The sequence below is a fragment of the Roseateles sp. genome, from assembly GCF_039595595.1.
In the GTDB taxonomy this organism is placed as follows: domain Bacteria; phylum Pseudomonadota; class Gammaproteobacteria; order Burkholderiales; family Burkholderiaceae_C; genus Roseateles.
The window spans coordinates 1-24769 of sequence record NZ_JBCNLG010000030.1; the positions used below are offsets into that span (position 1 = coordinate 1).

Below are 24769 nucleotides of genomic sequence, written 5' to 3' on the forward strand. Positions count from 1 at the left end.
CCCAAGCTGCTCACGCACAAGAAGAAGGTCATCGGCAAGCTGACCGGCGGCCTGGCCATGATGGCCAAGATGCGCAAGGTCACGGTCGTGCGCGGCTACGGCTCGCTGCTGGACGCCAACCACCTGTCGGTCGAGGAGACCGGCGGCGAGGGCCAGGAGCGCACCGGCAAGACCCAGACGCTGAAGTTCAAGAAGATCATCCTGGCGGCAGGCTCGCAGGCGGTGCGCCTGCCCTTCATGCCGAACGACCCGCGCGTGATCGACTCGACCGGCGCGCTGGAGCTGACCAGCAAGCCCAAGCGCATGCTGATCGTCGGTGGCGGCATCATCGGCCTGGAGATGGGCACCGTGTACTCGACGCTGGGCGCGCGCCTGGACGTCGTGGAGATGCTGCCCACATTGATGACCGGCGCGGACCGCGACCTGGTCAAGGTCTGGCAGAAGATGAACGCGCCGCGCTTCGACAACATCATGTTGAACACGAAGACGGTCGCGGCCGAAGCCACGCCCGATGGCATCAAGGTGACGTTCGAAGGCGAGGGCGCCCCGAAGGAGCCGCAGGTCTACGACCTGGTGCTGCAGGCGGTGGGCCGCACGCCCAACGGCAAGAAGATCGGCGCGGACAAGGCCGGCGTCGTGGTCACCGACCGCGGCTTCATCCCGGTCGACGTGCAGATGCGCACCAACGTGCCCAACGTCTTCGCGATCGGCGACATCGTCGGCCAGCCGATGCTGGCGCACAAGGCAGTGCACGAGGGCCATGTGGCGGCGGAAGTCATCGCCGGCGAGCTGCTCGGCGACGACGCGCTGGCCAAGTCGCGCTTCGACGCGCGCGTGATCCCCAGCGTCGCCTACACCGATCCGGAAGTGGCCTGGGTCGGCGTCACCGAGGACGAGGCCAAGGCGCGCGGCATCAAGGTCAAGAAGGGCCTGCTGCCCTGGACCGCCTCGGGCCGCGCGATCGCCAACGGGCGCGACGAGGGCTTCACCAAGCTGCTGTTCGACGAGGAGACCCACCGCATCATCGGCGGCGGCATCGTCGGCACGCATGCGGGCGACATGATCGGCGAGATCGCGCTGGCGATCGAGATGGGCGCGGACGCGGTCGACATCGGCAAGACCATCCACCCGCACCCGACGCTGGGTGAGTCGATCGGTCTGGCCGCGGAAGTCGCGCACGGCTCGTGCACCGACGTGCCGCCGGCCCGCAAGTAAGCGCGGCGCCCGGAGCACGCGAGCGGATGCTGGTCCTGGACGCCGCCGCCACCGCGCGGGCGCTGCCGTGGTCCCTCCTGATGGAGGAGATCGCGCTGGTGTGCCGCGAGCATCGCGACGGCCGCCTGACCTGTCCGCCGCGGCAGGTCCTGCCGCTGCGCCAGGACGGCGTGCTGCTGGTGATGCCTTGCCTGAGCGACACGCTGTCGATCACCAAGCTCGTCAGCGTGCATCCGCTCAATGCCTCGCTGGGCCTGCCGACGATCTCGGGCGAGGTCGTCGTGCTGGACAGCCGCACCGGCCAGCGCCTGGCGGTGCTGGACGGCCCCGCGCTGACCGCGCGCCGCACGGCCGCCGTCAGCATGCTGGCGCTGCAATACCTGGCCCGCCAGGCGCCGCGCCGCGCGCTGGTCGTCGGCGGCGGCGTACAGGCGCGCGCGCATGTCGAGGCGCTGCAGGCGCTGCATCCGCAGGCCACCATCCATGTGCAGGCGCATCAGTCGGCGCCGGCCTTCGTCGAGGAGCTCGGCGTCGAGCCGCTGCCGGCCGAATCGCAGACGCGCCATGCCTGGGACGTGATCGTCTGCGCGACGACGAGCCGCGTGCCGGTGCTGCGGCCCGGCGTCGGCGAAGGGGCGGTGGTGATTGGCGTGGGCGCGTTCCGCGATGACATGGTCGAGCTGCCGCCCGAGCTGGTGCGCGGCGCGCAGGTGTGGGTCGACGATCCGGTCGGCGCGCAGGCCGAGGCCGGCGATCTGATGGCGGCCGGCCGTTTCGAGCCGCAGGCCTCGATCGAGGACCTGGTGATGGGTCATGCGCCGGTCGACGATGGCCGCACGCGGCTGTTCAAGAGCGTCGGCTGCGCCCGCTGGGACCTCGCCGCCGCGCGCGTCGCGGTCCGCGGCTGAGCCCGCGCGGCGGGCCGCCCGTTGAACTCAGGCCTCGTCCAGCAGCGGACGCAGCGCCTCGTCCCACTGCTCGAGCTCGTCCGCCGACAGATGCAGCCAGGCCATCGCAGCCTCGCGATGGACGGCCCAGTCGACATCCGCGTCCAGCCCCTCGTGCTGGCGCATCAACTGCTCGGCGATCAGGCCCGCGGCGATCAGCGTGCGGACTTCGGGCTCGATCGAGCCGTCGGTCAGTGCCTCGAAGTCGTGATGCAGCCGGATGGCGGTCATCAGCTCCGGCGCCAGGTGCCAGACCTTGATCACCAGCGCGCCCACCACGGCATGGTCGGTGCGGTGATTGACGTTCTCGGTCTTGATGTAGGGGCGGTCGATGCGGGCGGCGGCCTCGACCATGGTGGCGCCGTAGCCGCGCACGCTCTGCAGCAGCACCGGCATGCCGACATGGCAGAACAGGCCATAGCTCTGCGCCAGATCCACGCGCATGCCGGGCAACTGGCGGGCGATGAAGCCCATCGCGGTCGCGCGCTTGGCCGAGCGCTGCCAGAAGCGCAGCAGGTGCGGGCTGTTGACCGGGATGGCATGCCGGACCAGGAAGGCCTGCATCAGCGCGGCGCTCTCGTCCAGGCCCAGCCGGTACATCGCCTGCCCGACGGTGGTGCAGGGCACGTGGCCTGCCACCAGGTGCAGCGGGCTGTTGGCCACGCGCAGCAGCGTCGCGGACATGGCCACGTCCGCGGCAGCGATGCGGGCCACCTCGTTGAGGTCGGGCTGGGGCAGGGACATCGCCGCCCGCAGCCGCTGCAGCAGCTCCGGGCACGGGGGGATCTGGATCTGGCGCAGCGGCCCGTTGGCGCGGGCCTGGTCCAGCTCCTGGCGGACGGCTTGGGTCTTCATGTGAGGGCCGGATTATCCCGGCGCTCCCCGGCCCGCCGCGTGAAGGGGTTGCGGCAAATTGCCGGTTGTCCGCGACGGCATCGCGGTTCGTCCGGGCCTGGATGCGGAGGCGGATACATTGCTGCGCATGTCACGATTCGTCACTCGCAGCGCGGCGCGCGTGCGCCGGCGCCTTCGGCCGGCGCTGGCGGCGCTGGCCTGCGTGGTCGGCTTGTGGTCGGCGCTGGCCTGGGGCTGGGACCGGGAGCGGCTGACGGAATCGGCGGCGAAGCTGTCCCCCAGGACACAGGCCGCGGTGAGGGCCATGATCCAGATGGCCGAGCGCGCGGCGGCGCAGCCCGACGAGCGGGACCGGCTCACGACGGTCAACGACTTCTTCAACCAGCGTGTCGCGTTCCGGGACGACATCGAGGTCTGGGGCCAGATCGATTACTGGGCCACGCCGCTGGAGATGCTGGACAAGGGCGCCGGCGATTGCGAGGACTACGCGATCGGCAAGTACATGAGCCTGCTGGCGGCAGGCGTGCCGCAGTCCCGGCTGCGGATGGTCTATGTGCGGGCGCAGTTCCAGGGCCGGCCCCAGGCGCACATGGTCCTGGCCTACTATCCGCAGCCGGAGGCGGAGCCTCTGATTCTGGACAATATCAATCCCGAGATCCGGGCCGCGTCCTTGCGGCCGGACCTGACACCGGTGTTCAGCTTCAACGGGGAGGGCCTGTGGAGCGGCGTCGGCGCCACGACGGCGGGCAATCCGCTGGTGCGGCTGTCGCTGTGGCGCGACCTGCTGGCCAAGGCCAAGGCGGAGGGCTTCTGATGAGCGCGGCTGGACACGGCGAGACAACGGGCGACGGAGAATTCAAGACATGTCCCTGATAAGACAAATCTGGTGCCTGGTCCTGGGCGCGGTGCTGGCCTCGGTGCTGGGCGGGGTGGCGGTGAGCACCTGGTCGCTGCGCGAGCTGCTGCAGACGCAGGCGCAGTTGAAGAACGCCGACAACGCGAATGCGCTGGCGCTGGCGCTGTCGCAGCAGAAGGGCGACGCGGAGCTGATGTCGCTGCTGATCTCGGCGCAGTTCGACGCGGGCGCCTATGAGAGCGTGCGCTGGCGCGACGCCGGCGGGGCGCAGGTGTTCGAGCGGCATCTGGAGACGCCGCAGATCTCGCATGCGCCGGGCTGGTTCGTGGCGCTGCTGCCGCTGGAGGTGGCGGCGGGCGTGGCCAAGGTGTCCGATGGCTGGAAGTCGGCCGGCGAGATCGAGTTGCGCGGCCAGACCGGCTACGTGCACGAGGCGCTGTGGCGCGCGACGCTGAGCACGGCGAGCTGGCTGCTGCTGGTGGGCGTGGTCACGGGCGTGGCGGCGGCGATCGTGCTGTCACGGCTGCGGCGGCCGCTGGACACCGCGGTGCGGCAGGCCGAGGGCGTCACGCAGGGCCGCTTCGAGACGGTGCTGGAGCCTCGCGTGCCGGAGATGCGCAAGCTCACCAGCGCCATGAACACGATGGTCGTGCGCACGCGTCAGATGTTCGAGGCGCAGGCCGAGCAACTGCGCACACTGCATCACCAGCTGCTGTGCGACGAGTTGACGGGGCTGTCGCACCGGCGGCAGTTCGTGGCCGAGCTGAATTCCGCGCTCGAGCGCGATGACGGCCCGCTGCGCGCCGGCCTGGTGCTGCTGCGGCTGAAGGACCTGCAGGGGCTGAACCAGCGGCTCGGACACGGCGCGACGGACCAGGCGCTGGTGGCGATCGCGCAGGCGCTGCGCGTCTATCCGGAGCAGGTGCGCGGCTGCCTGGCGGGCCGGCTGAACGGCTCGGACTTCGCGCTGTGGCTGCCGGCCCCCAATGTCGTCGGCGACACGGCGCAGGCGCTGGCCGATGCGCTGCGCGCCGGCTTGCAGAACCTGGGATCGGGCGTGGGCGTCGCGCTGGGTGCGGTCGAGCTCATGCGCGACCAGCCGATGAGCGCCTGGTTCGCCGCGGCGGACGCGGCGCTGGCGAAGGCGGAGCAGGGCGAGGGCGTCGTGCTGGAGCTGCGCGAGGCGCCGCCGTCGGACGAAGTCGCGCAGGGCGAGCGGGCGTGGCGCGCGTTGATCTCGGACGCGCTGGCGCAGCAGCGCAGCCGCTTGCTGGAGTTCCCGCTGATCGGCCGCGACCGGCAGGTGCTGCATCTCGAATGCCCGCTGCAACTCAAGCTCAATCCCGTCGGCGAATTCGAGCCCGCGGCGCGCTGGCTGCCGCTGGCCTTGCGGCACCGCTTGAGCGCCGAGGCCGACCTGCAGGCGCTGGCGCTGGCGCTGCAGGCCTCGCAGCAGGACCGCCGGCCGCGCTGCGTCAACGTGGCGCCGGCGTCGCTCAACGACGGCAGCTTCATCGCGCGGGCGCGCGAGCTGGTGCAGGCCGCGCCGTCGGCGGCGCGGCGGCAGATCGGGCTGGAGCTCGCCGAGCCCGCAGCCGTGCAGCACTTCGAGGCGCTGCAGGAACTGGGCCGCCAGTTGAGGCCGCTGGGGGTTCAACTGGGCCTGGAGCACGCCGGTGCGGGACTGGCTCAAATCGATCGTCTTTTCCAGGCCGGCCTGGACTACGTGAAGCTGGACAGCGCGGTGGTGTCGGGGGTGTCGGCGGACGTGGCGCGGGCGGCCTTCGTGCGCAGCCTGGTGGTCATGCTGCGCAGCCTGTCGCTGAAGGTCTACGCGGAGGGCGTGACGGACGCGCTCGATGCGCAGGCGCTGTGGGATTGCGAGCTCGACGGCATCACCGGGCCGTGGGCTTCGGCGCAGGAGATCAAGCCCTGACTCATCGAAGTCGGTGAATCGCTTGATGGCCGTCAAGCACTCTTGCCAAGCGTTTTGAAGCTCTCAGAATCCGCGCCTTCCTCTTGTCGCTGAAAGAGCAGGTGCAGAATGTCCGCCGTTCTCCAACCGATTGAACCGTTCATGCCGCGCGTCGATTTCCACGTTCAGATTGACGAGCAGATCAAGGCGCGCGTCGAGGCGCTCGCAAGCCGTCTGACGATCGACATGGATGAACTTGTCGAGTTCCTTGTCAAGCGCTGGGTCGAGCGCACGGATCCCGATGAGCCCGATGTGACGCTCCATGAAGTGCTCATGGAGCGCCGTCTCGACAACGGCGTGAAAGCAGCGTTGCGCGGGGACTTGGTGCCCGAAGAGGAAATTGAGGCCGAAGACGCGCAGATGATGGCTGACATTCGCCGTCGCCAGGAGCGCGGTGGGTGAGGGCCCGCTGGACCCGCGAAGCCCGAGCCCAACTCCAGCGTCAAGTCCGATATCTCGCGGAGCGCAATCAGCAGGCAGCCGATCGGCTCTACGTTGATGCGCGCGCCGCTGCGGACCTGATCGTGCGACATCCGGAGTTTGGCCGGCGCATCGACCCTCGCGTGCGGGAGTGGGGGGTTGGAAAGGACAAGCGTTACGTGCTTCGCTACGTCGCGAAGGTCGTCGTCGTCGAGATCGTGGAGTTCTGGCACACCGCGCAAGACCGTCCGTTGGCGGCCTGAGCGGGACGCGCTGTCAGTCGATATCCGCCGTATGCAACGGATACCCGTTGCCGCCGCGGCGGTCGTCGAAGAAGCGCTGCAGCGCTTCGCGGATCGTGTGGAAGGCGATCTCGTCCCAGGGGATCTCGTGCTCGTGGAAGAGCCTGGCTTCCAGCGTCTCCGGACCCGGATCGAACTCGGGGCTCAGCAGCTTCGCGCGGTAGAACAGATGCACCTGGCCGACACGCACCACGTTCATCACGCAGTACAGGTTCTGCAGTTCGATGCGCGCGCCGGCCTCCTCGACCGTCTCGCGCGCCGCGCCCTCGGCCAGCGTCTCGCCCAGTTCCATGAAGCCCGCCGGCAGCGTCCACTTGCCCAGCCGGGGCTCGATCGCGCGCTTGCACAGCAGCACCTGATCGCCCCACACCGGCAGCGTGCCGACGACGTTCAGCGGATTCTCGTAATGGATCGCGCCGCACACCGTGCAGGTGGCCCGCTCCCGGTTGTCGTCGGCCGGCACGCGGTACTCGATCTGACCGCCGCAGGTGGAGCAATGCTGATGGCGCCGCGCTTGGAACATGGGGCGCAGTGTAGCGGCCTCGCGTGGCATGATTCCCCGCCATGGAGCTCTACAACTACTTCCGTTCATCCGCCTCCTACCGCGTGCGCATCGCGATGGCGATCAAGGGCCTGGACTTCGACTACAAGTCCGTCCACCTCGCGAAGAACGAGCAGTTCAACGAGTCGTACGCCGGCGTCTCCGCCTCGCGCCTCGTGCCGCTGCTCAAGGACGGCGACGCCATCGTCACGCAGTCGATGGCGATCATCGAATATCTGGACGAAAAGTATCCCGAGCCCAGTCTCCTGCCCGGTGACGCGCTCTGCCGCGCCTACATCCGCGCGCTGTCCCAGGACATCGCCTGCGAGATCCATCCGCTGAACAACCTGCGCGTGCTGCGCTACCTGGTCAAGGACCTCGGCCTCAGCGACGAGAACAAGACCCGCTGGTACCAGCATTGGGTGGAAAGCGGCCTGTCGGTCGTCGAGCACCGGCTGAAGGCGGAGGGGCGCTCGGGCCGTTTCTGCTTCGGCGACACGCCGACGATGGCCGATTGCCTGCTCGTGCCGCAGGTGTTCAACGCGCAGCGCTTCGACTGCCGGCTCGATCACGTGCCCACCGTCATGAAGATCCATGCGAACTGCATGGCCCTCGACGCTTTCAGCAAGACCCAGCCGAGCGCCTGCCCCGATGCGGAATGACGCGCCCGCCGCCGCGCCGCATCCCGACTGGCTGGTGCCGGACTGGGATGCGCCGCAGGTCCAGGCCTTCATGACGACGCGCGCCGGCGGCGTCAGCGGCGGCTTCGACGCACCGGCTGAGCAGCGCGGGCTGGCGAGCCTGAACCTCGGCCGCTCGGTGGGCGACGATCCGGCGCATGTCGTCGAGAACCGGCGCCGCGTCGCCGCCGCGATCGGTGGCGAGCCGGTGTTCCTGAAGCAGGTTCACGGGACCACCGTGTTGCGTTTGCGCGCCGAGCACGCGCTGCCCGGCGCCGATCCGGAGCCTGCCGATGCCGCCATCAGCACCGATCCCGCGCTCGCCTGCGCGGTGATGGTGGCCGATTGCCTGCCGGTGTTGTTCGCCGGCCCGGGCGTGGTCGGCGCGGCGCATGCGGGCTGGCGGGGACTCGCCGCTGGCGTGCTCGAGCAGACCGTCGCCGCGATGCGCGAGGCCGCCGGCTGCGACGGCGCATCGATCCGCGCCTGGCTGGGCGCCTGCATCGGGCCGGCACAGTTCGAGGTCGGCGCCGATGTGCTCGAGGCCTTCGGCGCCGAACCGCTCCATCGCGATCAGCCCCTGCTGCGCTTCCAGCCCAATGCGCAGGGCGAGCCGCGCTGGCGCGCCGATCTGTACGGCCTGGCGCGTCGCAGGCTCGAAGCCATCGGCCTTCACGCCATCTCGGGCGGCGGCTGGTGCACGCTCAGCGAGCCCTCACGATTCTTTTCGTTCCGGCACGAGCGCGTCGACGGCCTGCGCAGCGGGCGCATGGCCGCGGTCATCCGATTGCGCTGAACCGGCGTCGATCGCGGGGGGCTGCGGCGCGTCCCGCGCCGCCGTTCCTGCCACTTCTGCCGCCTCTGCCGCCTCTGCCGCTTCGGCTGCTTCTGCCCTTCTTCGCCGCGCTCGCCGCTGCGGCGTGCCCATCAGATACATCACGATCGACAGCGGGACCAGTCCGTAGAGCACGAATGTCACCATCGCGCCAAGCACCGAGCCCTGCGGGCTGAAGGCCTCGGCGACGGCCATCATCAGCACCACGTACATCCACGCGATGGCAACCAGATACATCAACGATTTCCTCGGGGCATCGCCACGGCGTCGTCACGCGGGGGTAAGCTGAACGGGCTACAAAGCGCCTGAGCATATGCGATGCCGCCGCAGTGATCGCCGTGATCGACTGTGGCAAGCTTCTTGCACGGGTCCGCATGAGGAGACACATGAGCGCGAACAACGCCGAGGCCGGTTTCACCGGCGCATCGTTCCAGGGTTTCGAACAGTGGGCCCGTCAGGCACAGCAGGCCGCGAGCGGCCTGTCGCTGGGCCTGGGCGATGCCGTCAAGCAGTTGCAGGCGATGCAGGTCGCGCCCGATGCGTGGAGCGAGTTGCAGTCCGAGTACCTGCGCCAGGCCGGCGAGCTGTGGAACGCCGCGATCGGTGAATCGAAGGACTCCGGTACTGCGGCCGTGCCGCTGAAGGACCGCCGTTTTTCCGATGCGTCCTGGACCGAGAACCGCCTTGCCCACTTCACCGCGCAGCTGTATCTGCTCAACGCGCGCACGCTGCAGCGCATGGCCGAGCAGGTGCAGGGCGACGACAAGACCCGCGCCCGCGTCCGCTTCGCGGTGCAGCAGTTCGTCGACGCGGCGTCGCCGAGCAACTTCCTCGCGCTGAACCCGGAAGCGCAGCAGCGCGCGATGAACACGCAGGGCGAGAGCCTGGCCCGCGGCCTGCAGCTGCTGATGGCCGACGTGCAGCGCGGCCACGTGTCGCAGACCGACGAGTCGGCGTTCGAGGTCGGCCGCAACGTCGCCACCACCGAGGGCAGCGTCGTCTTCGAGAACGAGTTCTTCCAGCTGCTCGAGTACAAGCCGCTCACAACCAAGGTGCACTCGCGCCCGCTGCTGATGGTGCCGCCCTGCATCAACAAGTACTACATCCTGGACCTGCAGCCGGAGAACTCGCTGATCCGCTACGCCGTCGCGCAGGGCCACCGCACCTTCGTGGTGAGCTGGCGCAACCCGGATGCGGGCTGCGTGCACTGGACCTGGGATGACTACATCGGCCAGGCCGCGATCCGCGCGATCGAGGTGGTGCGCGAAATCGCCGGCACCGACACGATCAACACGCTGGGCTTCTGCGTCGGCGGCACCATCCTGGCCACCGCGCTGGCGGTGATGGCCGCGCGCGGCGAGCAGCCGGCCGCCAGCGTCACGCTGCTGACCACGCTGATCGACTTCAGCAGCAATGGCGTGCTGGACCTGTTCATCGACGAGCAGGCCGTCAAGCTGCGCGAGATGACGCTGGGCGATCAGGCGGTCAACGGCCCGGGCCTGCTGCATGGCCAGGAGCTCGCGACCACCTTCAGCTTCCTGCGCCCCAACGACCTGGTCTGGAACTACGTGGTCGGCAACTACCTGAAGGGCGAGGCGCCGCCCGCCTTCGACCTGCTGTACTGGAACGGCGACGCCACCAATCTGCCGGGGCCGATGTACTGCTGGTACCTGCGCCACACCTATCTGCAGAACGAGTTGAGACTGCCCGGCCGGCTCACCGTCTGCGGCGAGCGCGTCGACCTGGGCCGCATCGAGGCGCCGGTCTACATCTACGGCTCGCGCGAGGACCACATCGTCCCCTGGGACGCCGCGTACCGCAGCACGCAGGTGTTCAAGGGCAAGAAGCGTTTCGTGCTCGGCGCGTCCGGGCACATCGCCGGCGTGATCAATCCGCCGGAGAAGAAGAAGCGCAGCCACTGGATCGGCAAGGGCACGGCGCTGCCCCCCGATCCGCAGCAGTGGCTGCAGCACGCCACCGAGCATCCCGGCAGCTGGTGGACCGACTGGTCGCAATGGCTGGCCGGCCATGCGGGGCCGCTGAAGGCGGCGCCGCGCGCGCCGGGCAACCGCGTCCACAAGGCCATCGAGCCGGCGCCAGGCCGTTACGTGAAGCAACGCGCCTGAACGATTTCAACCCGCTGACGTCAGCAGTTTCGAAAGAGGAGCGAGTCATGAGTTCACCGCAGGACATCGTCATCGTCGCCGCGGCCCGCACGCCGATCGGCAAGTTCGGAGGGACGCTGTCGAAGACCCCGGCCAGCGAGCTGGGCGCCATCGTCATCCAGGAGTTGCTGCGCCGCAGCGGGCTGCAGCCGGATCAGATCAATGAAGTGATCCTCGGCCAGGTCCTGACCGCGGGCGTCGGCCAGAACCCCGCCCGCCAGGCCGTCATCAAGGCCGGCCTGCCGGTGAGCGTGCCGGCGATGACCATCAACAAGGTCTGCGGCTCGGGGCTGAAGGCCGTGATGCTCGCGGCGCAGGCGATCCGCGACGGCGATTCGGACATCATCATCGCCGGCGGCCAGGAGAGCATGAGCCTGTCGCCGCACGTGCTGCCGGGCTCGCGCGACGGCCAGCGCATGGGGGACTGGAAGCTCGTCGACACGATGATCGTGGACGGCCTGTGGGACGTGTACAACCAGTACCACATGGGCATCACCGCCGAGAACGTGGCCAAGGAGTACCACGTCAGCCGCGCCCAGCAGGACGAGCTGGCGCTGGCCAGCCAGCAGAAGGCCGCCGCGGCGCAGGACGCCGGCCGCTTCACCGCCGAGATCGTCCCGGTCACGATCCCGCAGCGCAAGGGCGATCCGGTCGTGTTCTCGGCCGACGAGTTCATCAACCGCAAGACCAATGCCGAGGCGCTGGCCGGCCTCAAGCCCGCCTTCGACAAGGCCGGTTCGGTGACCGCGGGCAACGCCTCCGGTCTGAACGACGGCGCCGCCGGCCTGCTGCTGATGACCGACGCGAAGGCCAAGGCGCTGGGCCTGACGCCGCTGGCGCGCATCGCCTCCTACGCCAGCGCCGGCGTCGATCCGAAGACCATGGGCATGGGCCCGGTGCCGGCCTCGCGCAAGGCGCTGGCGCGCGCCGGCTGGCAGGCCAAGGACCTGGACCTGCTCGAGATCAACGAGGCCTTCGCCGCGCAGGCTTGCGCGGTGCACCAGGAGATGGGCTGGGACCTGAGCAAGGTCAACGTCAACGGCGGCGCGATCGCGCTGGGCCATCCGATCGGAGCCTCGGGCGCCCGCATCCTGGTCACGCTGCTGCACGAGATGATCAAGCGCGATGCGAAGAAGGGCATCGCCAGCCTGTGCATCGGCGGCGGCATGGGGGTGGCCCTGTGCGTCGAGCGCTGACCGGCGCCTGAAGTTCTTCCGCGTCTGGACGATCCGATATTCCAGGCCTGCCGGCCGTAGACGCGGCGGCGCGGCAGACCCCCTCAGGAGGCAAGCAAGATGAGTCAGAAAGTTGCATACGTGACCGGCGGCATGGGCGGCATCGGTACCGCCATTTGCCAGCGCCTCCACAAGGATGGCTTCAAGGTCATCGCCGGTTGCGGCCCCAGCCGCGACCACGCCAAATGGCTGGCCGAGCAATCGGCGCTGGGCTTCACTTTTCACGTGTCGGTGGGCAACGTCGCGGACTGGGATTCGACGGTCGCCGCCTTCGACAAGGCGATCGCCGAGCACGGCAAGATCGACGTGCTGGTCAACAACGCCGGCGTGACCAAGGACCGCATGTTCCTGAAGATGACCCGCGACGAGTGGGACACCGTCATCGACACCAACCTCAACAGCATGTTCAACGTCACCAAGCAGGTGGTGCCGGGCATGGTGGACAAGGGATGGGGGCGGATCATCAACATCTCGTCGGTGAACGGCGAGAAGGGCCAGGCCGGCCAGACCAACTACTCGGCCGCCAAGGCCGGGATGCACGGCTTCACGATGGCGCTGGCGCAGGAACTGGCGTCCAAGGGCGTGACGGTGAACACCGTCAGCCCGGGCTACATCGGCACCGACATGGTCAAGGCGGTGCGGCCCGACGTGCTGGAGAAGATCGTCGCCGGCATCCCGGTCAAGCGCCTGGGCGAGCCGGACGAGATCGCGTCGATCGTGGGCTGGCTGGCGGGCGAGAGCTCCGGCTTCACCACCGGCGCGGACTTCAGCTGCAACGGCGGTCTGCACATGGGCTGACGCTCGGAATGAAGGCGGACCGCGTTCCGCCACCATGAAAAAGGGCTGCCGCGGCAGCCCTTCGTCGTCTGGCCGGACCTCGGTCCGCCGGATCAGTCCTTCTTCATCAGGACCAGCAGTTGCGACAGGTTCTGCGCCGCCGCCTGGAGCTTGGGCAGCCCCTGCTCGAGCAGGACCTGCGGCGGCGTGCGCGACGCATGCGTGCTGATGTTGATCGCCGCGATCACGCGGCCATCCCGGCCGGCGATCGGCACCGCGATCGTCAGCACGCCGTCCTCGAGTTCCTGGTCCACGAGGCACCAGTGCTGGCGCCGCGCCTGCTCGACGGCGGCACGCAGCTCCTCGTGCGAGCGCACCGTGTTGCTCGCGCGCCGCGCCAGCTGCACGTGCGCCAGTCTGGCCTCGCGCTCCTCGGCCGGCAGCGCCGCCAGCAGCACGCGGCCGGTGGCGGTGGCCCAGGCCGGCAGCCGGCTGCCCACGCCCATCGGATCCGACATGATCTTGCGCAGCGGCGCGCGCAGCACGAAGACCACGTCCTCCGCATCGAGCACCGCGATCGAGACGGACTCGCGCACGTCGTTGGCCAGTTGCATCGCCACCGGCTCGGCGAAGCGCCACAGCGGCTGCGACGACAGGTAGGCGAAGCCCAGATCCAGGATCTTGGGCGTCAGCTCGAACATGCGCCCCTCGGACCGCACGTAGCCCAGCGTCTGCAGCGTCAGCAGGATGCGGCGGGCGCCGGCGCGCGTGAGGCCGCAACGCTTGGCCACGTCGGTCAGGGTCTGACGGGCATGGTGGGTGTCGAAGGTCCGGATGACCGACAGGCCCCGCGCGAAGGACTGCACGTAGCTGTCGCCGGGCTTCAGGGGGGTGTTGGGTGCGCTTTCGTCAGGAGACATGGGCGTCATGACCGCAGTATAGGAAGGCCGCGAAACGTTAATATCGCGCCCCTTTCCTTGTGATGTGACAGAGGGTGAAAACCATGGCCATGGATGTTGTCGACTACGAAATCAAGGGCGCTGAAATGCAGTTCGTCGAGGTCGAACTCGACCCCGGCGAAGCCGCCATCGGCGAAGCCGGCAGCATGATGTTCATGGACGCCGGCATCGGCATGGACACGGTGTTCGGTGACGGTTCCGCCAACCAGGGCGGTTTCTTCGGCAAGCTGCTGGGGGCGGGCAAGCGGTTGGTGACCGGGGAATCGCTGTTCACCACGATCTACACGAACCAGTCTCATGGCAAACAGCGGGTCGCGTTCGCGGCGCCGTATCCCGGCAAGATCCTGCCCATGGATCTGGGCAAGCTCGGGGGCACGCTCATCTGCCAGAAGGACGCATTCCTGTGTGCGGCCCGCGGCGTGTCGCTGGGGATTGCTCTCCAGCAGCGCCTGTCGACTGGCTTCTTCGGTGGCGAAGGTTTCATCATGCAGAAGCTCGATGGTGATGGGCTGGCCTTCGTGCACGCGGGGGGTACCGTGGTTCGTCGAACGCTCCAGCCCGGGCAGACGGTGCTGGTCGATACCGGTTGCGTGGTGGCCTACACCCCGTCGGTGAGTTTTGAGATCCAGTACGTGGGCAAGATCAAGACCGCCCTGTTCGGCGGCGAGGGCCTGTTCCTGGCCAAGATGACCGGCCCCGGCGAGGTGTGGCTGCAGAGCCTGCCGTTCTCGCGCCTGGCCTCGCGCGTGTTCGCGGCCGCGCCGCAGCGCGGCGGCTCGCGCGAGGAGGGCTCGATGCTGGGCGGCTTCGCCACCGGCGGTCTGCTGGGCGGGCTGCTCGGCGGCGACGACGAGTAAGCCTCGAGGCGCTTGCGCCGAGTTCGAGATGCGCAGACTTGCCGCAACGCTGGCGGCAAGTCTGGCGCAACCGGATGCAACCGTGAACAGCCGCTCAAGCCCGCGTCAACACGGCGTTCGCGGTGCTGTTCCGCGCGGGACATAGGGAGAACCCGCCTACACTTGAAGGCTTCGCGCCGCTCGGCGCGACGGGCATCTCCTGTTGAGGATCTCCATGCTGTCTTCCCTCGCGCGGCCGCTGCTGGCCGCCCTGGCCCTCACCGTGCTGGGCGCGGCGTTCGCGCCGGCCACGCAGGCCACCACGGGCAACGCCAACGGCACCAACGGCGCCAGCCCCATCTTCGTCCTGAACTCGCTGGATGCCGACATCAGCGTGATCGACCCCAAGGGCTTTCGCGAGCTCAAGCGCATCCCGACCGGCAAGGAGCCGCACCACCTCTATCTCACGCCCGACCGCAAGACGATGGTCGTGGCCAATGCGCTGGGGGATTCGCTGACCTTCCTCGACCCGGTCACCGCCGAAGTGCAGCGCACCGTGCGCGGCATCCCCGACCCCTACCACCTGCGCTTCTCGCCCGACATGAAGTGGCTGGTGCTGGCCGGCAACCGGCTGGACCACGTCGACATCTACAAGTGGCAGCCGCAGAACGCGGCGCAGCCGCTGGCGCTGTTCAAGCGCTTCTCGGCGCCGAAGACGCCCAGCCATCTGTCCATCGACAGCAAGAGCAGCGTCGTCTACGCCAGCCTGCAGGACAGCAGCGAGCTGCTGGCCATCGACCTGAACACGATGGCTCCGCGCTGGAAGATTCCCGTGGGCAAGCTGCCGGCCGATCTCTACCTGACGCCGGACGACAAGTTCCTGCTGGTGGCCCTGACCGGCGAGCGCAGCGTCGAGGTCTACGACGTCAGCGGCGCGCAGCCGCGGCTGGTGAAGCGGCTCGAGACCGGCGACGGCGCGCACTCGTTCCGCGCGCTCGGCGACAGGAAGCATGTGCTGGTCAGCAACCGCGCGGCCAACACGATCAGCAAGATCGCGCTGGCGGACTTCACCGTGGTGGACACCTTCAAGGCGCCGGGCGGCCCCGACGACATGGAGATCCTGACCGACGGCCGGACGCTGATGTTCACCTCGCGCTGGGCGCGCAAGCTCACCGTGATGGACCTGCAGACCAAGCAGATCCTGCAGCAGGTCAAGGTCGGCAAGTCGCCGCACGGCGTCTGGACGCTGGACCAGATGCCGCGCCAGTGAGCGCACGCCGCCGAAAGCGCTGCCCGTGAAGACCTCGCTTGCCCTGCGGCATGGCGCCGCGCTGCTGCTGGGCCTGACGCTCGCCGTGCAGGCGCAGCCGCAGGGGCCCGCGGCCGCCTCGTCGCCGGCCGTGCCGTGCGACAAGCCCGTCTATCTCACCTTCGACACCGGCCACATGGGCGTGGCCCCGCTGATCGTGGACACGCTCAAGCGCTTCGACGCGAAGGCGACGTTCTTCCTCGCGCAGGAGCCGACGATCGATGGCGGCCAGACGCTCGACGACAAGTGGGCGCCGTGGTGGAAGCAGCTGGCGGGCGAGGGGCATGACTTCGGCTCCCACACCTGGTTCCACGACACCTGGACCGCGGACCTGCCGGACGGGCGCTTGCGCTTCCGGCGGGCGGCCGGCGAGCAGGTGCCGCAGACGGTGATGCTGAGCCCGGCCGAGTACTGCGAGGAACTCAAGCGTCCCGCACGCCGCTTCGCCGAGATGACGGGCCGGCCGATGTCCATGATCTTCCGCGCGCCGGCCGGGCGCACCTCGCCGGCGCTGCTGGCGGCGGCGCAGGCCTGCGGCTTCCGGCACGTGGGCTGGAGCGCGGCCGGCTTCCTTGGCGACGAACTGCCGAGCGACAAGTACCCGAATCTCGCCCTGCTGGAGCAGGCGCTGCGGCGCGTGAAGCCGGGCGACATCCTGATGGCGCACCTGGGCATCTGGTCGCGCCAGGAGCCCTGGGCGCCGGCGGTGCTGGAGCCGCTGCTGCAGGGTTTGAAATCCAAGGGCATGTGTTTCGCGCCGTTGCGCGATCATCCGGATTACGCCGCCTGGATGCGCAAGCCGCAGGAGGCCGTTGCGCTCAAGCCGGCCTCGGCGCCTGGCGCGAGCGGGGCGGCTGGCCCCAAGGACGCGCTCAAGCGTTGAAGCCTGACGTGTTGAAGCCGTGAGTCCCCGAATCCCAGGAGCACAGACAGCGTGATGGACTGGTTCACCGATCTGTTCGGGCAAGCGCAGCAGGCGCTGTTCGAAAGCCTCATCCAGCCGATCGTCTTCGGCCTGGGCTACGGCAATCTGCTCGAGGACGCGTTCGACGCGACCGGGTGGCTGCTGGTGGGCCTGGCGCAGATCGTCGTGATGCTGGCGGTGATCGGCGCGTTGCAGCGCTGGCGGCCGGCCGAGGCGGTGACCGACCGCCGCGCCATCCGCGTCGACATCGTCTACACGCTGATCCAGCGGCTGGGCCTGTTCCGGTTGGCGATGTTCTTCTCGCTGGATCCGCTGTTCGACAGCCTGGTCGGCGAGCTGCGCATGCTGGGCATCCCGACCTTCCAGCTCGACGCGGTCTGGCCCGGCGTGACGGACCAAGCCTGGGTCAGCTTCGTGCTTTATCTCGTCGCCTTCGACCTGCTGCAGTACTGGCTGCACCGCGCGCAGCACTCGTGGAACTGGTGGTGGGCGCTGCACTCGCTGCATCACAGCCAGCGCCAGATGACGATGTGGAGCGACAGCCGCAACCACCTCCTCGACGATCTGCTGATCGACAGCGCCGTCGCGCTGACGGCGATTCTGATCGGCGTCGGGCCGGGCCAGTTCGTCGCGCTGGTCGCGATCTCGCAGCTGCTGGAGAACCTGCAGCACGCCAACCTGCGCCTGAGCTTCGGCGTCATCGGCGAGCGGCTGCTGGTCAGCCCGCGTTTCCACCGGCTGCACCACTCGATCGGCATCGGCCATGAGGGATTCGGCAGAGGCACGCTGGGCGGCCACAACTTCGCGGTGCTGCTGCCGGTGTGGGACGTGCTGTTCCGCACCGCCAACTTCGAGGACCGCTGGGATCCCACCGGGGTGCGCGACCAACTGCCGGAAGAGGGAGGCCGCGACTACGGCCAGGGCTACTGGGCGCAGCAGTGGCTGGGGCTGAAGCGGCTCGTGGGCCGTGACAAGATCGCGGCCTCGACGATGACCATCGCCGGCCAGGAGCCGGCCGGAGGGGACGACTGATGATCAAGCCGATGAGCCGCATCGCGGACTCGTTCTGGCGCGCCGCCGCGTACTGCCTGCATCCGCGGGTGATCGGCCTGTCGCTGCTGCCGTTGATCGTGTCGGCGGCGCTGGCCTTCGGGCTGGGCTACTTCTTCTGGGAGGCGGCCGTCGCCGGCGTGCGCGCGACGCTGGAATCCTGGAGCCTGGTCGACGGCCTGCTCAAGTGGCTCGACAGCCTGGGCGCCGCATCGTTCCGCACGGTGCTCGCGCCCATCATCGTGCTGGCGATGGCGGTGCCCGCGCTGGTCGTGCTGAGCCTGCTGCTGGTGGCGCTGCTGATGACGCCGTCCATGGTCGATCTGGTCGCGCAGCGCCGCTTCGCCAGCCTGGAGCGCAAACGCGGCGCGGGCTTCGTCGCGAGCCTGAGCTGGTCGCTGGGCCACACGGTGGTGGGCGTGGTGCTGCTGGTCGCGTCGCTCCCGTTCTGGCTGATCCCGCCGATGGCGCTGATCCTGCCGCCGCTGATCTGGGGCTGGCTGGGCTACCGCGTGTTCACCTTCGACGTGCTGGCCGAGCACGCGTCCGGCGCCGAGCGCCGCAGCCTGCTCGGCGAGCACCGCATGCCGCTGCTGCTGCTGGGGCTGGCCACCGGCTACCTGGGCGCCGCGCCGGCCGCGATCTGGGCCATGGGCGCGCTGACGATCGCGTTCGCGCCGGTGCTGATCCTGGTGTCGGTGTGGCTGTACACGCTGGTCTTCGCCTTCAGTTCGCTGTGGTTCGCGCACTATGCGCTGGCCGCGCTGCAGGAGATGCGCCGCGCCGACACCGCCGCCGAGCGCGCCCCCGATCCAGTGATGGACGCGCTGCCGGCCAACTACGCCACGGCGCCGCCGCTGAGCGCGGACGATCCCGAGCCGGGCCCGCCGCCTGCGATCGAGAACCGTCCGTCGCCGCTCTGACGCCGCTCTGACGCCGTCATTCCCACGCCACCGCAGGACTTCGCATGACCATCGGCCTCTTCATCATCGGCGACGAGATCCTCTCCGGGAAACGCCAGGACAAGCATCTGGCCAAGGTGATCGAGTTGCTGGGCGCGCGCGGCCTGCAGCTCGCCTGGGCGAAGTACCTGGGCGACGACCGCGAGCACCTGGTGCGCGAGTTCAAGGCCGCCTTCGACAGCGGCGATCTGTTCTTCAGCTGCGGCGGCATCGGCGCGACGCCGGACGACCATACGCGCCAGGCCGCGGCGGCGGCACTGGGACGGCCGCTCGAGCTGCATCCGCAAGCCGCCGAGCTGATCTGGCAGCGCGTGCAGCAGATGGCGGCGGAGCAGGGCACCACCCCCGAGCGCGACCACCCCGACACGCTGCGCCGGCTCGAGATGGGCGTGTTCCCGCAGGGCGCCGCGATCATTCCCAACCCGTACAACAAGATCCCGGGCTTCTCGATCGAGGGCCGCGCGCACTTCGTTCCCGGTTTCCCGGTGATGGCGCATCCGATGATCGAGTGGGTGCTGGACCACCTGCACGCCGACCTGCACCAGGCGGTGGGCACGCGCGAGCGCTCGCTGATCCTGCAGGGCGCGATGGAGGCCAGCTTGACGCCGCTGATGGAGCGCATCGAGGCCGACTTCCCCGGCATCAAGGTGTTCTCGCTCCCCAGCGTCGACCATCCGCAGTACGGACGTCACATCGAACTGGGCGTCAAGGGCGACGCGCGGGCCATGGAGGCGGCCTACGCGGCGCTGCGCGCGGGCGTCGTCCAATTTGGTGCCGCCATCAGCACCGAATTGGTGCGATGATGCACCGATTCGGGCTCTGCGCTCAGGCGGTGCACCGGCGGGTCTGACGGCTGTCCCCTTCGCGTCCCTGGCGCCGCCCTCGCGTGGCGCGCTGGGCATCGAGGGTTGGCGCGTCATGCACCGGTCTGGCGCCCTCCTGTCATGCCGGCGCCATCTGTTGGCATGCAAACTGCTAAATCGTCCCCGCTGGGCCGAAGCCCGACGACTCTTTCTTTCTCATCCAGCCCCCTAGGAGTGATTGATGGCCACCAAGACCGTCGCCGACGTGATGAACATGGTGAAGGAGCACGAAGTCAAGTTCGTTGACTTCCGCTTCACCGACACCCGCGGCAAAGAGCAGCACGTGTCCGTGCCCGTGTCCGCCTTCGACGAAGACAAGTTCCAGTCGGGCCATGCCTTCGACGGCTCCTCGATCGCCGGCTGGAAGGGCATCGAAGCCTCCGACATGCTGCTGATGCCGGACCCCAACACGGCCAACATCGATCCCTTCTTCGAAGAGCCGACGCTGATCCTGACCTGCGACGTCATCGACCCCACCGACGGCAAGGCCTATGAGCGCGATCCGCGCTCGCTGGCGCGCCGCGCCGAGGCCTACCTGAAGTCCTCCGGCCTGGGCGACACGGCCTACTTTGGTCCCGAGCCCGAGTTCTTCATCTTCGACAGCGTCCGCTGGAACGTGGACATGTCGGGCTCCTTCGTGAAGATCGAGTCCGAGGAAGCCGCCTGGAACACCGGCAAGGAATACGAGCACGGCAACAGCGGCTACCGGCCCACCGTCAAGGGCGGCTACTTCCCGGTCCCGCCGGTCGACAGCGGCCAGGACATGCGATCGGAGATGTGCCTGATCCTGGAACAGATGGGCATCCCCGTCGAAGTCCACCACCACGAGGTCGCCAACGCCGGCCAGATGGAGATCGGCACCAAGTTCAGCTCGCTGGTCGAGCGCGCCGACTGGCTGCAGCTGCAGAAGTACATCATCACGAACGTCGCGCACGCCTATGGCAAGACGGCGACCTTCATGCCCAAGCCCATCGTGGGCGACAACGGCTCGGGCATGCACGTGCACCAGTCGGTCTGGAAGGACGGCAAGAACCTGTTCGCCGGTGACGGCTACGCCGGCCTGAGCGACTTCGCGCTGTACTACATCGGCGGCATCATCAAGCACGCCCGCGCGCTGAACGCGATCACCAACCCGGGCACCAACTCGTACAAGCGCCTGGTGCCCGGCTTCGAAGCCCCGGTGAAGCTGGCCTACTCGGCCAAGAACCGCTCGGCCTCGATCCGCATCCCGTACGTCGCCAACCCGAAGGGCCGCCGCATCGAAGCGCGCTTCCCGGATCCCTCGGCCAACCCGTACCTGGCCTTCGCCGCGCTGCTGATGGCGGGCCTGGACGGCGTCGAGAACAAGATCCATCCGGGCGAAGCCGCCACGAAGGACCTGTACCACCTGCCGCCGGAAGAAGACGCGAAGATCCCGACCGTCTGCCACAGCCTGGATCAGGCGCTGGAGTACCTGGACAAGGACCGCGCGTTCCTGACCAAGGGCGGCGTGTTCACCGATGCCTACATCGATGCCTACATCGATCTGAAGATGCAGGAAGTCCAGCGCTTCCGCATGACCACGCATCCGGTCGAGTTCGACATGTACTACTCGCTGTGATCGCGAGCGCGGAGGGCGCCATGACCGCTTCGGCACGGCACGCTCCGCACCGCCACCGCGCAGGGGGACGGCCACGGCCGTCCCTTGTCGTTTTCGAGTCGCCGCGGCCGGGGCGGTACACCTGGCAACAGCGTGTGTGCGCGCCGGTGAGGCGGCGCTGGACCGATTGCGTCACAATGCCCGATGACTCTGGTCAGTTAGAAGCAGGGAATGCAGATGAAGCTGCAGATCACACGGGCGGGACGTTGGGGAACGGTGGCGCTGTCAGCGATGGCTGCGCTGGCCGGCATGGCGGGGAGCGCTTCGGCGCAGGGCGTGGTGTACCGCTGCCCGGGACCGCCGGTGCTGTACACCGACGCGATGTCGGCCAAGGAGGCCGCCGAGAAGGGTTGCCGCAGCATCGAGGGCACGCCGATCTCCGTGATCGCGCCGGTCAAGCCGCGGCCGTCGGTGACGCCAGCGCCGTCGTCGGGAGGTCAGAGTGCTGACCTCAAGGTCGACGCCAAGGACCAGCGCGTGCGCGACGACGATCGCCGCCGCATCCTCGAGCAGGAATTGCGCGAGGCCGAGGGCAAGCTCGCCAAGCTCCAGCAGGAGTACAACAACGGCCAGCCCGAGCGCCGCGGCGACGAGCGCAACTATCAGAAGTATTTGGACCGCACGGCCGAGCTCAAGGCGTCCGTCACGCGCCAGGAGGCCGACGTGCAGGCCATCAAGCGCGAGCTCGGCAAGCTGCCGCCCTGATCACCGCGCGGTGATCCGGGTGACGCGCGCCGTGTCTGGCGAGAGCGACACCCGATGACTTCCACCTCCGACGCTTCCCAGCCCGCCGGCGACACCGGTGCGGCCTACCAGTGCTTCGACCTGCTGGCGACGCTGGTCGCGGTGGTGCGTCCCGACGGCACCTGCGAGTTCGCCAACACCGCGGTCGAGACGCTGTTCAACCTCCCTCGCCGCGCGGTGCAGGGCAGCAACCTGCTCGAGTGGTTCACCGACACCGGCCGCCTGGTCGAGGCGCTGGAGGAGGTGAGCCGCAATGCGTTCTCCAGCTCGCGCTTCGACGCGACGATCCGCCGCGGGCCGCGCACGCATGACGATCTGCTGCCGGTGCATGTGATCGTCAGCCAGACCGAGGACCCGCAGCGGCTGGTGATCGAGCTGATCGAGAACGCGCAGCAGACGCGCCAGGACCGCGAGGAGCGCAACCTCGACCAGGTCCACGCGACGAAGGAACTGACGCGCAACCTCGCGCACGAGATCAAGAACCCGCTGGGCGGCATCCGTGGCGCGGCGCAGTTGCTGGCGCTGGAGCTGCAGCCGACGGCGCGCTGGGCGGAGCTCGAGGAATACACCGAGGTCATCATCCACGAGGCCGACCGGCTGCAGTCGCTGGTGGACCGGCTGCTGGCGCCGCACCGGCGCGCGCAGGTGGTGGGCGACGTCAACATCCATGAGATCTGCGAGCGCGTGCGCTCGCTGGTGCAGGCGCAGTACCCGCGGGGGCTGACGCTGCAGCGCGACTACGACATCTCGCTGCCTGACTTCCGCGGCGACCGCGAGCAGTTGATCCAGGCGGTGCTGAACATCGTGCAGAACGCGGCGCAGGCGCTGCAGGCGCGCATCGCGACGGGGGATGCGCTCATCGTGCTGCGCACGCGGGTTGCGCGGCAGGTGACGATCGGCAAGCAGCGCTGGCGCTTGGCATTGGAATTGCATGTCGAGGACAACGGCCCGGGCGTGCCCGAGGAGATCAAGGACCGCATCTTTTTCCCGCTGGTGTCGGGCAGGGATGGGGGCTCTGGTCTCGGGCTGACGCTGGCGCAGACGATCGCCCAACAGCACCAGGGCATGATCGACTGCGACAGCCAGCCGGGCCGGACCGATTTCCGAATCACCCTGCCTTTGCCCTGAGCCGCGGCCACAAGCCGACAACGGGGGAAAGGGGAGCCATAGATGAAGTCGATCTGGATTGTTGACGACGACCATTCGATCCGTTTTGTTCTCGAGAAGGCGCTGGCGCGCGAGGGACTGCCGGTGCGCAGTTTCAGTCAGACGCGGGAGGTGCTGGCCGCGCTCGAGGAGGACACGCCGCAGGTGCTGGTGTCCGACATCCGCATGCCGGGCGGTTCCGGCCTGGAGCTGCTGACCACGGTCAAGAAGCAGTTGCCGGGCTTGCCGGTGATCATCATGACGGCCTATTCGGACCTGGACAGCGCGGTGAGCGCGTTCCAGGGCGGGGCCTTCGAGTACCTGCCCAAGCCCTTCGACCTGCCGCGCGCGGTGGAGCTGATTCGGCGCGCGCAGGAGGAGAGCCAGCGCGAGGCGGTGGGCGAGGCCGAGAAGGTCGAGATGCCCGAGATGCTGGGCCAGGCGCCGGCGATGCAGGACGTGTTCCGGGCGATCGGGCGTTTGAGCCAGAGCCATGTGACGGTGCTGATCACTGGCGAGTCGGGCTCGGGCAAGGAGCTGGTGGCGCGCGCGCTGCACAAGCACAGCCCGCGCGCGGATGGGCCCTTCGTCGCGATCAACACGGCGGCGATTCCGAAGGACCTGCTGGAGTCGGAGCTCTTCGGCCATGAGCGCGGCGCGTTCACGGGCGCGCAGGCCACGCGCAGAGGCCGCTTCGAGCAGGCCGAGGGCGGCACGCTGTTCCTGGACGAGATCGGCGACATGCCGCTGGATCTGCAGACGCGGCTGCTGCGGGTGCTGTCGGACGGGCAGTTCTATCGGGTGGGCGGTCACAGCCCGCAGAAGGCGAACGTGCGGGTGGTGGCGGCGACGCACCAGAACCTGGAGTCGCTGGTGAAGGAAGGGCGCTTCCGCGAGGACCTGTTCCACCGGCTCAACGTGATCCGGCTGCGGCTGCCGCCGCTGCGTGAGCGCCGCGAAGACGTGCCGCTGCTGGCGCGCTACTTCCTGCAAAGAAGCGCAAGCGAGCTGGGCGTGGAGCCCAAGCGGCTGTCGGACGCGGCGCTGCAGCGGCTGGTGAGCTTTGACTTCCCGGGCAACGTGCGGCAGCTGGAGAACATCTGCCACTGGCTGAGCGTGATGGCGCCCAGCCTGATGGTCGAGGCCAAGGATCTGCCGCAGGAGCTGCTGGCCGCGGCGCCGGGGGCGCCGGCGCTGACGGGGACGATGTCGGCGGAGGTGATGCCGCTGGCGAGCGGGCTGAGCGGCGCGGCGGCGATGGGACCGGCGCCGCTGCCGGCGGTGCCGATTCCGCCGTCGCCGGACGCATGGATCGCGGAGATGGCGCGCGAGGCGCGCCGCCTGCTCCAGGCGGGCGAGCCGAACGTGTGGGACGTGCTGACGCGGCGATTCGAGGCCAGCCTGATCCTGACGGCGCTGGACCTGACGCGCGGCCGGCGCATCGAGGCCGCGCAGAAGCTCGGCATCGGGCGCAACACGATCACGCGCAAGATCCAGGAGCTCAATCTGGACGCGTGAGGCGGCGGGTTGCGG

25 protein-coding genes are annotated in these 24769 nt (G+C 68.9%); 21 read left to right on the top strand and 4 right to left on the bottom strand.

What is annotated here, in order from left to right:
* Positions 1–1215 (top strand): NAD(P)/FAD-dependent oxidoreductase (locus tag ABDW61_RS22980; RefSeq protein ID WP_343642086.1); only part of this gene is annotated, 1215 nt, incomplete at its 5' end.
* A 26-nt stretch (positions 1216–1241) separates the two neighbouring features.
* Positions 1242–2123, top strand: coding sequence for a delta(1)-pyrroline-2-carboxylate reductase family protein (locus ABDW61_RS22985; RefSeq protein WP_343642087.1), 882 nt, complete (start codon positions 1242–1244; stop codon positions 2121–2123).
* Positions 2124–2150: 27 nt separating this feature from the next.
* On the opposite strand, the gene ABDW61_RS22990 is transcribed toward ABDW61_RS22985, so the two are convergent.
* Complete coding sequence (locus ABDW61_RS22990; RefSeq protein WP_343642088.1) at positions 2151–3017, bottom strand: HDOD domain-containing protein; 867 nt, start codon at positions 3015–3017, stop codon at positions 2151–2153.
* Between the two features lie 127 nt (positions 3018–3144).
* Between ABDW61_RS22990 and ABDW61_RS22995 the strand changes: the two genes are divergently transcribed.
* The 4 genes from ABDW61_RS22995 (at position 3145) to ABDW61_RS23010 (ending at position 6531) form a co-directional block, all read left to right on the top strand.
* A complete protein-coding gene (locus ABDW61_RS22995) occupies positions 3145–3831 on the top strand; it encodes a transglutaminase-like cysteine peptidase (RefSeq protein ID WP_343642090.1) in 687 nt (228 codons plus the stop codon).
* 49 nt (positions 3832–3880) lie between these two features.
* Positions 3881–5809 (top strand): LapD/MoxY N-terminal periplasmic domain-containing protein, encoded by a 1929-nt coding sequence (locus ABDW61_RS23000; protein WP_343642092.1) that lies wholly within the window; start codon positions 3881–3883, stop codon positions 5807–5809.
* Positions 5810–5917: 108 nt separating this feature from the next.
* Complete coding sequence (locus ABDW61_RS23005; RefSeq protein WP_343642094.1) at positions 5918–6250, top strand: hypothetical protein; 333 nt, start codon at positions 5918–5920, stop codon at positions 6248–6250.
* On the top strand, positions 6247–6531 hold the full coding sequence (locus tag ABDW61_RS23010; protein ID WP_343642095.1) for a type II toxin-antitoxin system RelE/ParE family toxin: 285 nt from the start codon (positions 6247–6249) through the stop codon (positions 6529–6531). The genes ABDW61_RS23005 and ABDW61_RS23010 overlap by 4 nt, the downstream gene beginning before the upstream one ends.
* A gap of 13 nt (positions 6532–6544) precedes the next feature.
* Here the strand turns inward: ABDW61_RS23010 and ABDW61_RS23015 are convergent, their stop codons facing one another.
* Positions 6545–7093, bottom strand: a complete 549-nt coding sequence (locus ABDW61_RS23015; RefSeq protein WP_343642097.1) for an NUDIX hydrolase — start codon at positions 7091–7093, stop codon at positions 6545–6547.
* Positions 7094–7134: 41 nt separating this feature from the next.
* On the opposite strand from ABDW61_RS23015, the gene maiA reads away from it, so the two are divergent.
* Both maiA and pgeF read left to right on the top strand, forming a co-directional pair.
* Entirely contained in the window at positions 7135–7773 is a 639-nt protein-coding gene (gene maiA, locus ABDW61_RS23020; RefSeq protein WP_343642098.1) for a maleylacetoacetate isomerase, read from the top strand.
* Positions 7763–8587: a peptidoglycan editing factor PgeF gene (pgeF, locus tag ABDW61_RS23025; protein WP_343642100.1), complete on the top strand. Its 825-nt coding sequence runs from the start codon at positions 7763–7765 to the stop codon at positions 8585–8587. The genes maiA and pgeF overlap by 11 nt, the downstream gene beginning before the upstream one ends.
* Here pgeF and ABDW61_RS23030 read toward each other — a convergent pair.
* Positions 8507–8863, bottom strand: a complete 357-nt coding sequence (locus ABDW61_RS23030) for a hypothetical protein (RefSeq protein WP_343642102.1) — start codon at positions 8861–8863, stop codon at positions 8507–8509. The genes pgeF and ABDW61_RS23030 overlap by 81 nt on opposite strands.
* 284 nt (positions 8864–9147) lie before the next feature.
* Between ABDW61_RS23030 and phaC the strand changes: the two genes are divergently transcribed.
* From phaC to phbB, 3 genes are all read left to right on the top strand, one after another.
* Positions 9148–10752, top strand: coding sequence for a class I poly(R)-hydroxyalkanoic acid synthase (gene phaC / locus ABDW61_RS23035; protein WP_343642152.1), 1605 nt, complete (start codon positions 9148–9150; stop codon positions 10750–10752).
* Positions 10753–10799: 47 nt separating this feature from the next.
* Positions 10800–11987, top strand: coding sequence for an acetyl-CoA C-acetyltransferase (locus tag ABDW61_RS23040; RefSeq protein ID WP_343642103.1), 1188 nt, complete (start codon positions 10800–10802; stop codon positions 11985–11987).
* Positions 11988–12086: 99 nt separating this feature from the next.
* Positions 12087–12824 carry an acetoacetyl-CoA reductase gene (phbB, locus tag ABDW61_RS23045; protein WP_343642104.1) on the top strand — a complete coding sequence of 246 codons (738 nt, stop codon included), beginning with the start codon at positions 12087–12089 and terminating at the stop codon, positions 12822–12824.
* A gap of 92 nt (positions 12825–12916) precedes the next feature.
* Here phbB and ABDW61_RS23050 read toward each other — a convergent pair whose 3' ends face one another.
* Positions 12917–13723, bottom strand: a complete 807-nt coding sequence (locus tag ABDW61_RS23050; RefSeq protein ID WP_343642105.1) for an IclR family transcriptional regulator C-terminal domain-containing protein — start codon at positions 13721–13723, stop codon at positions 12917–12919.
* Between the two features lie 83 nt (positions 13724–13806).
* Here ABDW61_RS23050 and ABDW61_RS23055 point away from each other — a divergent pair, with 83 nt between their 5' ends.
* The 10 genes from ABDW61_RS23055 (at position 13807) to ntrC (ending at position 24754) form a co-directional block, all read left to right on the top strand.
* Entirely contained in the window at positions 13807–14619 is an 813-nt protein-coding gene (locus ABDW61_RS23055) for a TIGR00266 family protein (RefSeq protein ID WP_343642154.1), read from the top strand.
* Between the two features lie 214 nt (positions 14620–14833).
* Positions 14834–15868, top strand: coding sequence for a YncE family protein (locus ABDW61_RS23060; protein ID WP_343642106.1), 1035 nt, complete (start codon positions 14834–14836; stop codon positions 15866–15868).
* An 85-nt stretch (positions 15869–15953) separates the two neighbouring features.
* Positions 15954–16790 carry a polysaccharide deacetylase family protein gene (locus ABDW61_RS23065; protein ID WP_343642156.1) on the top strand — a complete coding sequence of 279 codons (837 nt, stop codon included), beginning with the start codon at positions 15954–15956 and terminating at the stop codon, positions 16788–16790.
* Positions 16791–16844: 54 nt separating this feature from the next.
* On the top strand, positions 16845–17864 hold the full coding sequence (locus ABDW61_RS23070) for a sterol desaturase family protein (RefSeq protein ID WP_343642107.1): 1020 nt from the start codon (positions 16845–16847) through the stop codon (positions 17862–17864).
* Entirely contained in the window at positions 17864–18805 is a 942-nt protein-coding gene (locus ABDW61_RS23075) for an EI24 domain-containing protein (RefSeq protein ID WP_343642109.1), read from the top strand. Before ABDW61_RS23070 ends, ABDW61_RS23075 begins: the two co-directional genes overlap by 1 nt.
* A 44-nt stretch (positions 18806–18849) precedes the next feature.
* Positions 18850–19647, top strand: coding sequence for a molybdopterin-binding protein (locus ABDW61_RS23080; RefSeq protein ID WP_343642110.1), 798 nt, complete (start codon positions 18850–18852; stop codon positions 19645–19647).
* A gap of 241 nt (positions 19648–19888) precedes the next feature.
* Positions 19889–21307 (top strand): type I glutamate--ammonia ligase, encoded by a 1419-nt coding sequence (glnA, locus tag ABDW61_RS23085; RefSeq protein WP_343642111.1) that lies wholly within the window; start codon positions 19889–19891, stop codon positions 21305–21307.
* A 210-nt stretch (positions 21308–21517) separates the two neighbouring features.
* On the top strand, positions 21518–22051 hold the full coding sequence (locus ABDW61_RS23090; protein ID WP_343642112.1) for a hypothetical protein: 534 nt from the start codon (positions 21518–21520) through the stop codon (positions 22049–22051).
* 54 nt (positions 22052–22105) lie between these two features.
* Positions 22106–23218 carry a nitrogen regulation protein NR(II) gene (glnL, locus tag ABDW61_RS23095; protein WP_343642113.1) on the top strand — a complete coding sequence of 371 codons (1113 nt, stop codon included), beginning with the start codon at positions 22106–22108 and terminating at the stop codon, positions 23216–23218.
* Between the two features lie 42 nt (positions 23219–23260).
* The gene (gene ntrC / locus ABDW61_RS23100) at positions 23261–24754 is read left to right on the top strand and encodes a nitrogen regulation protein NR(I) (RefSeq protein ID WP_343642114.1); all 1494 of its coding nucleotides are present in this window, start codon (positions 23261–23263) and stop codon (positions 24752–24754) included.
* Positions 24755–24769: the final 15 nt, after the last annotated feature.

Excerpts from the sequence above, each read along its gene's own strand:
- ABDW61_RS23015 (WP_343642097.1), bottom strand. The coding sequence starts at position 7,093 with ATGTTCCAAGCGCGGCGCCATCAGCATTGCTCCACCTGCGGCGGTCAG.
- ABDW61_RS23040 (WP_343642103.1), top strand. The coding sequence starts at position 10,800 with ATGAGTTCACCGCAGGACATCGTCATCGTCGCCGCGGCCCGCACGCCG.
- phbB (WP_343642104.1), top strand. The coding sequence starts at position 12,087 with ATGAGTCAGAAAGTTGCATACGTGACCGGCGGCATGGGCGGCATCGGT.
- glnA (WP_343642111.1), top strand. The coding sequence starts at position 19,889 with ATGGCCACCAAGACCGTCGCCGACGTGATGAACATGGTGAAGGAGCAC.
- ABDW61_RS23060 (WP_343642106.1), top strand. The coding sequence starts at position 14,834 with ATGCTGTCTTCCCTCGCGCGGCCGCTGCTGGCCGCCCTGGCCCTCACC.
- ABDW61_RS23070 (WP_343642107.1), top strand. The coding sequence starts at position 16,845 with ATGGACTGGTTCACCGATCTGTTCGGGCAAGCGCAGCAGGCGCTGTTC.
- ABDW61_RS23000 (WP_343642092.1), top strand. The coding sequence starts at position 3,881 with ATGTCCCTGATAAGACAAATCTGGTGCCTGGTCCTGGGCGCGGTGCTG.
- ABDW61_RS23090 (WP_343642112.1), top strand. The coding sequence starts at position 21,518 with ATGCAGATGAAGCTGCAGATCACACGGGCGGGACGTTGGGGAACGGTG.
- ABDW61_RS22985 (WP_343642087.1), top strand. The coding sequence starts at position 1,242 with ATGCTGGTCCTGGACGCCGCCGCCACCGCGCGGGCGCTGCCGTGGTCC.
- ABDW61_RS23075 (WP_343642109.1), top strand. The coding sequence starts at position 17,864 with ATGATCAAGCCGATGAGCCGCATCGCGGACTCGTTCTGGCGCGCCGCC.
- pgeF (WP_343642100.1), top strand. The coding sequence starts at position 7,763 with ATGCGGAATGACGCGCCCGCCGCCGCGCCGCATCCCGACTGGCTGGTG.
- ABDW61_RS23030 (WP_343642102.1), bottom strand. The coding sequence starts at position 8,863 with ATGTATCTGGTTGCCATCGCGTGGATGTACGTGGTGCTGATGATGGCC.
- ABDW61_RS23005 (WP_343642094.1), top strand. The coding sequence starts at position 5,918 with ATGTCCGCCGTTCTCCAACCGATTGAACCGTTCATGCCGCGCGTCGAT.
- phaC (WP_343642152.1), top strand. The coding sequence starts at position 9,148 with ATGCAGGTCGCGCCCGATGCGTGGAGCGAGTTGCAGTCCGAGTACCTG.
- glnL (WP_343642113.1), top strand. The coding sequence starts at position 22,106 with ATGACTTCCACCTCCGACGCTTCCCAGCCCGCCGGCGACACCGGTGCG.
- ntrC (WP_343642114.1), top strand. The coding sequence starts at position 23,261 with ATGAAGTCGATCTGGATTGTTGACGACGACCATTCGATCCGTTTTGTT.
- ABDW61_RS22995 (WP_343642090.1), top strand. The coding sequence starts at position 3,145 with ATGTCACGATTCGTCACTCGCAGCGCGGCGCGCGTGCGCCGGCGCCTT.
- maiA (WP_343642098.1), top strand. The coding sequence starts at position 7,135 with ATGGAGCTCTACAACTACTTCCGTTCATCCGCCTCCTACCGCGTGCGC.
- ABDW61_RS22990 (WP_343642088.1), bottom strand. The coding sequence starts at position 3,017 with ATGAAGACCCAAGCCGTCCGCCAGGAGCTGGACCAGGCCCGCGCCAAC.
- ABDW61_RS23050 (WP_343642105.1), bottom strand. The coding sequence starts at position 13,723 with ATGTCTCCTGACGAAAGCGCACCCAACACCCCCCTGAAGCCCGGCGAC.
- ABDW61_RS23080 (WP_343642110.1), top strand. The coding sequence starts at position 18,850 with ATGACCATCGGCCTCTTCATCATCGGCGACGAGATCCTCTCCGGGAAA.
- ABDW61_RS23055 (WP_343642154.1), top strand. The coding sequence starts at position 13,807 with ATGGCCATGGATGTTGTCGACTACGAAATCAAGGGCGCTGAAATGCAG.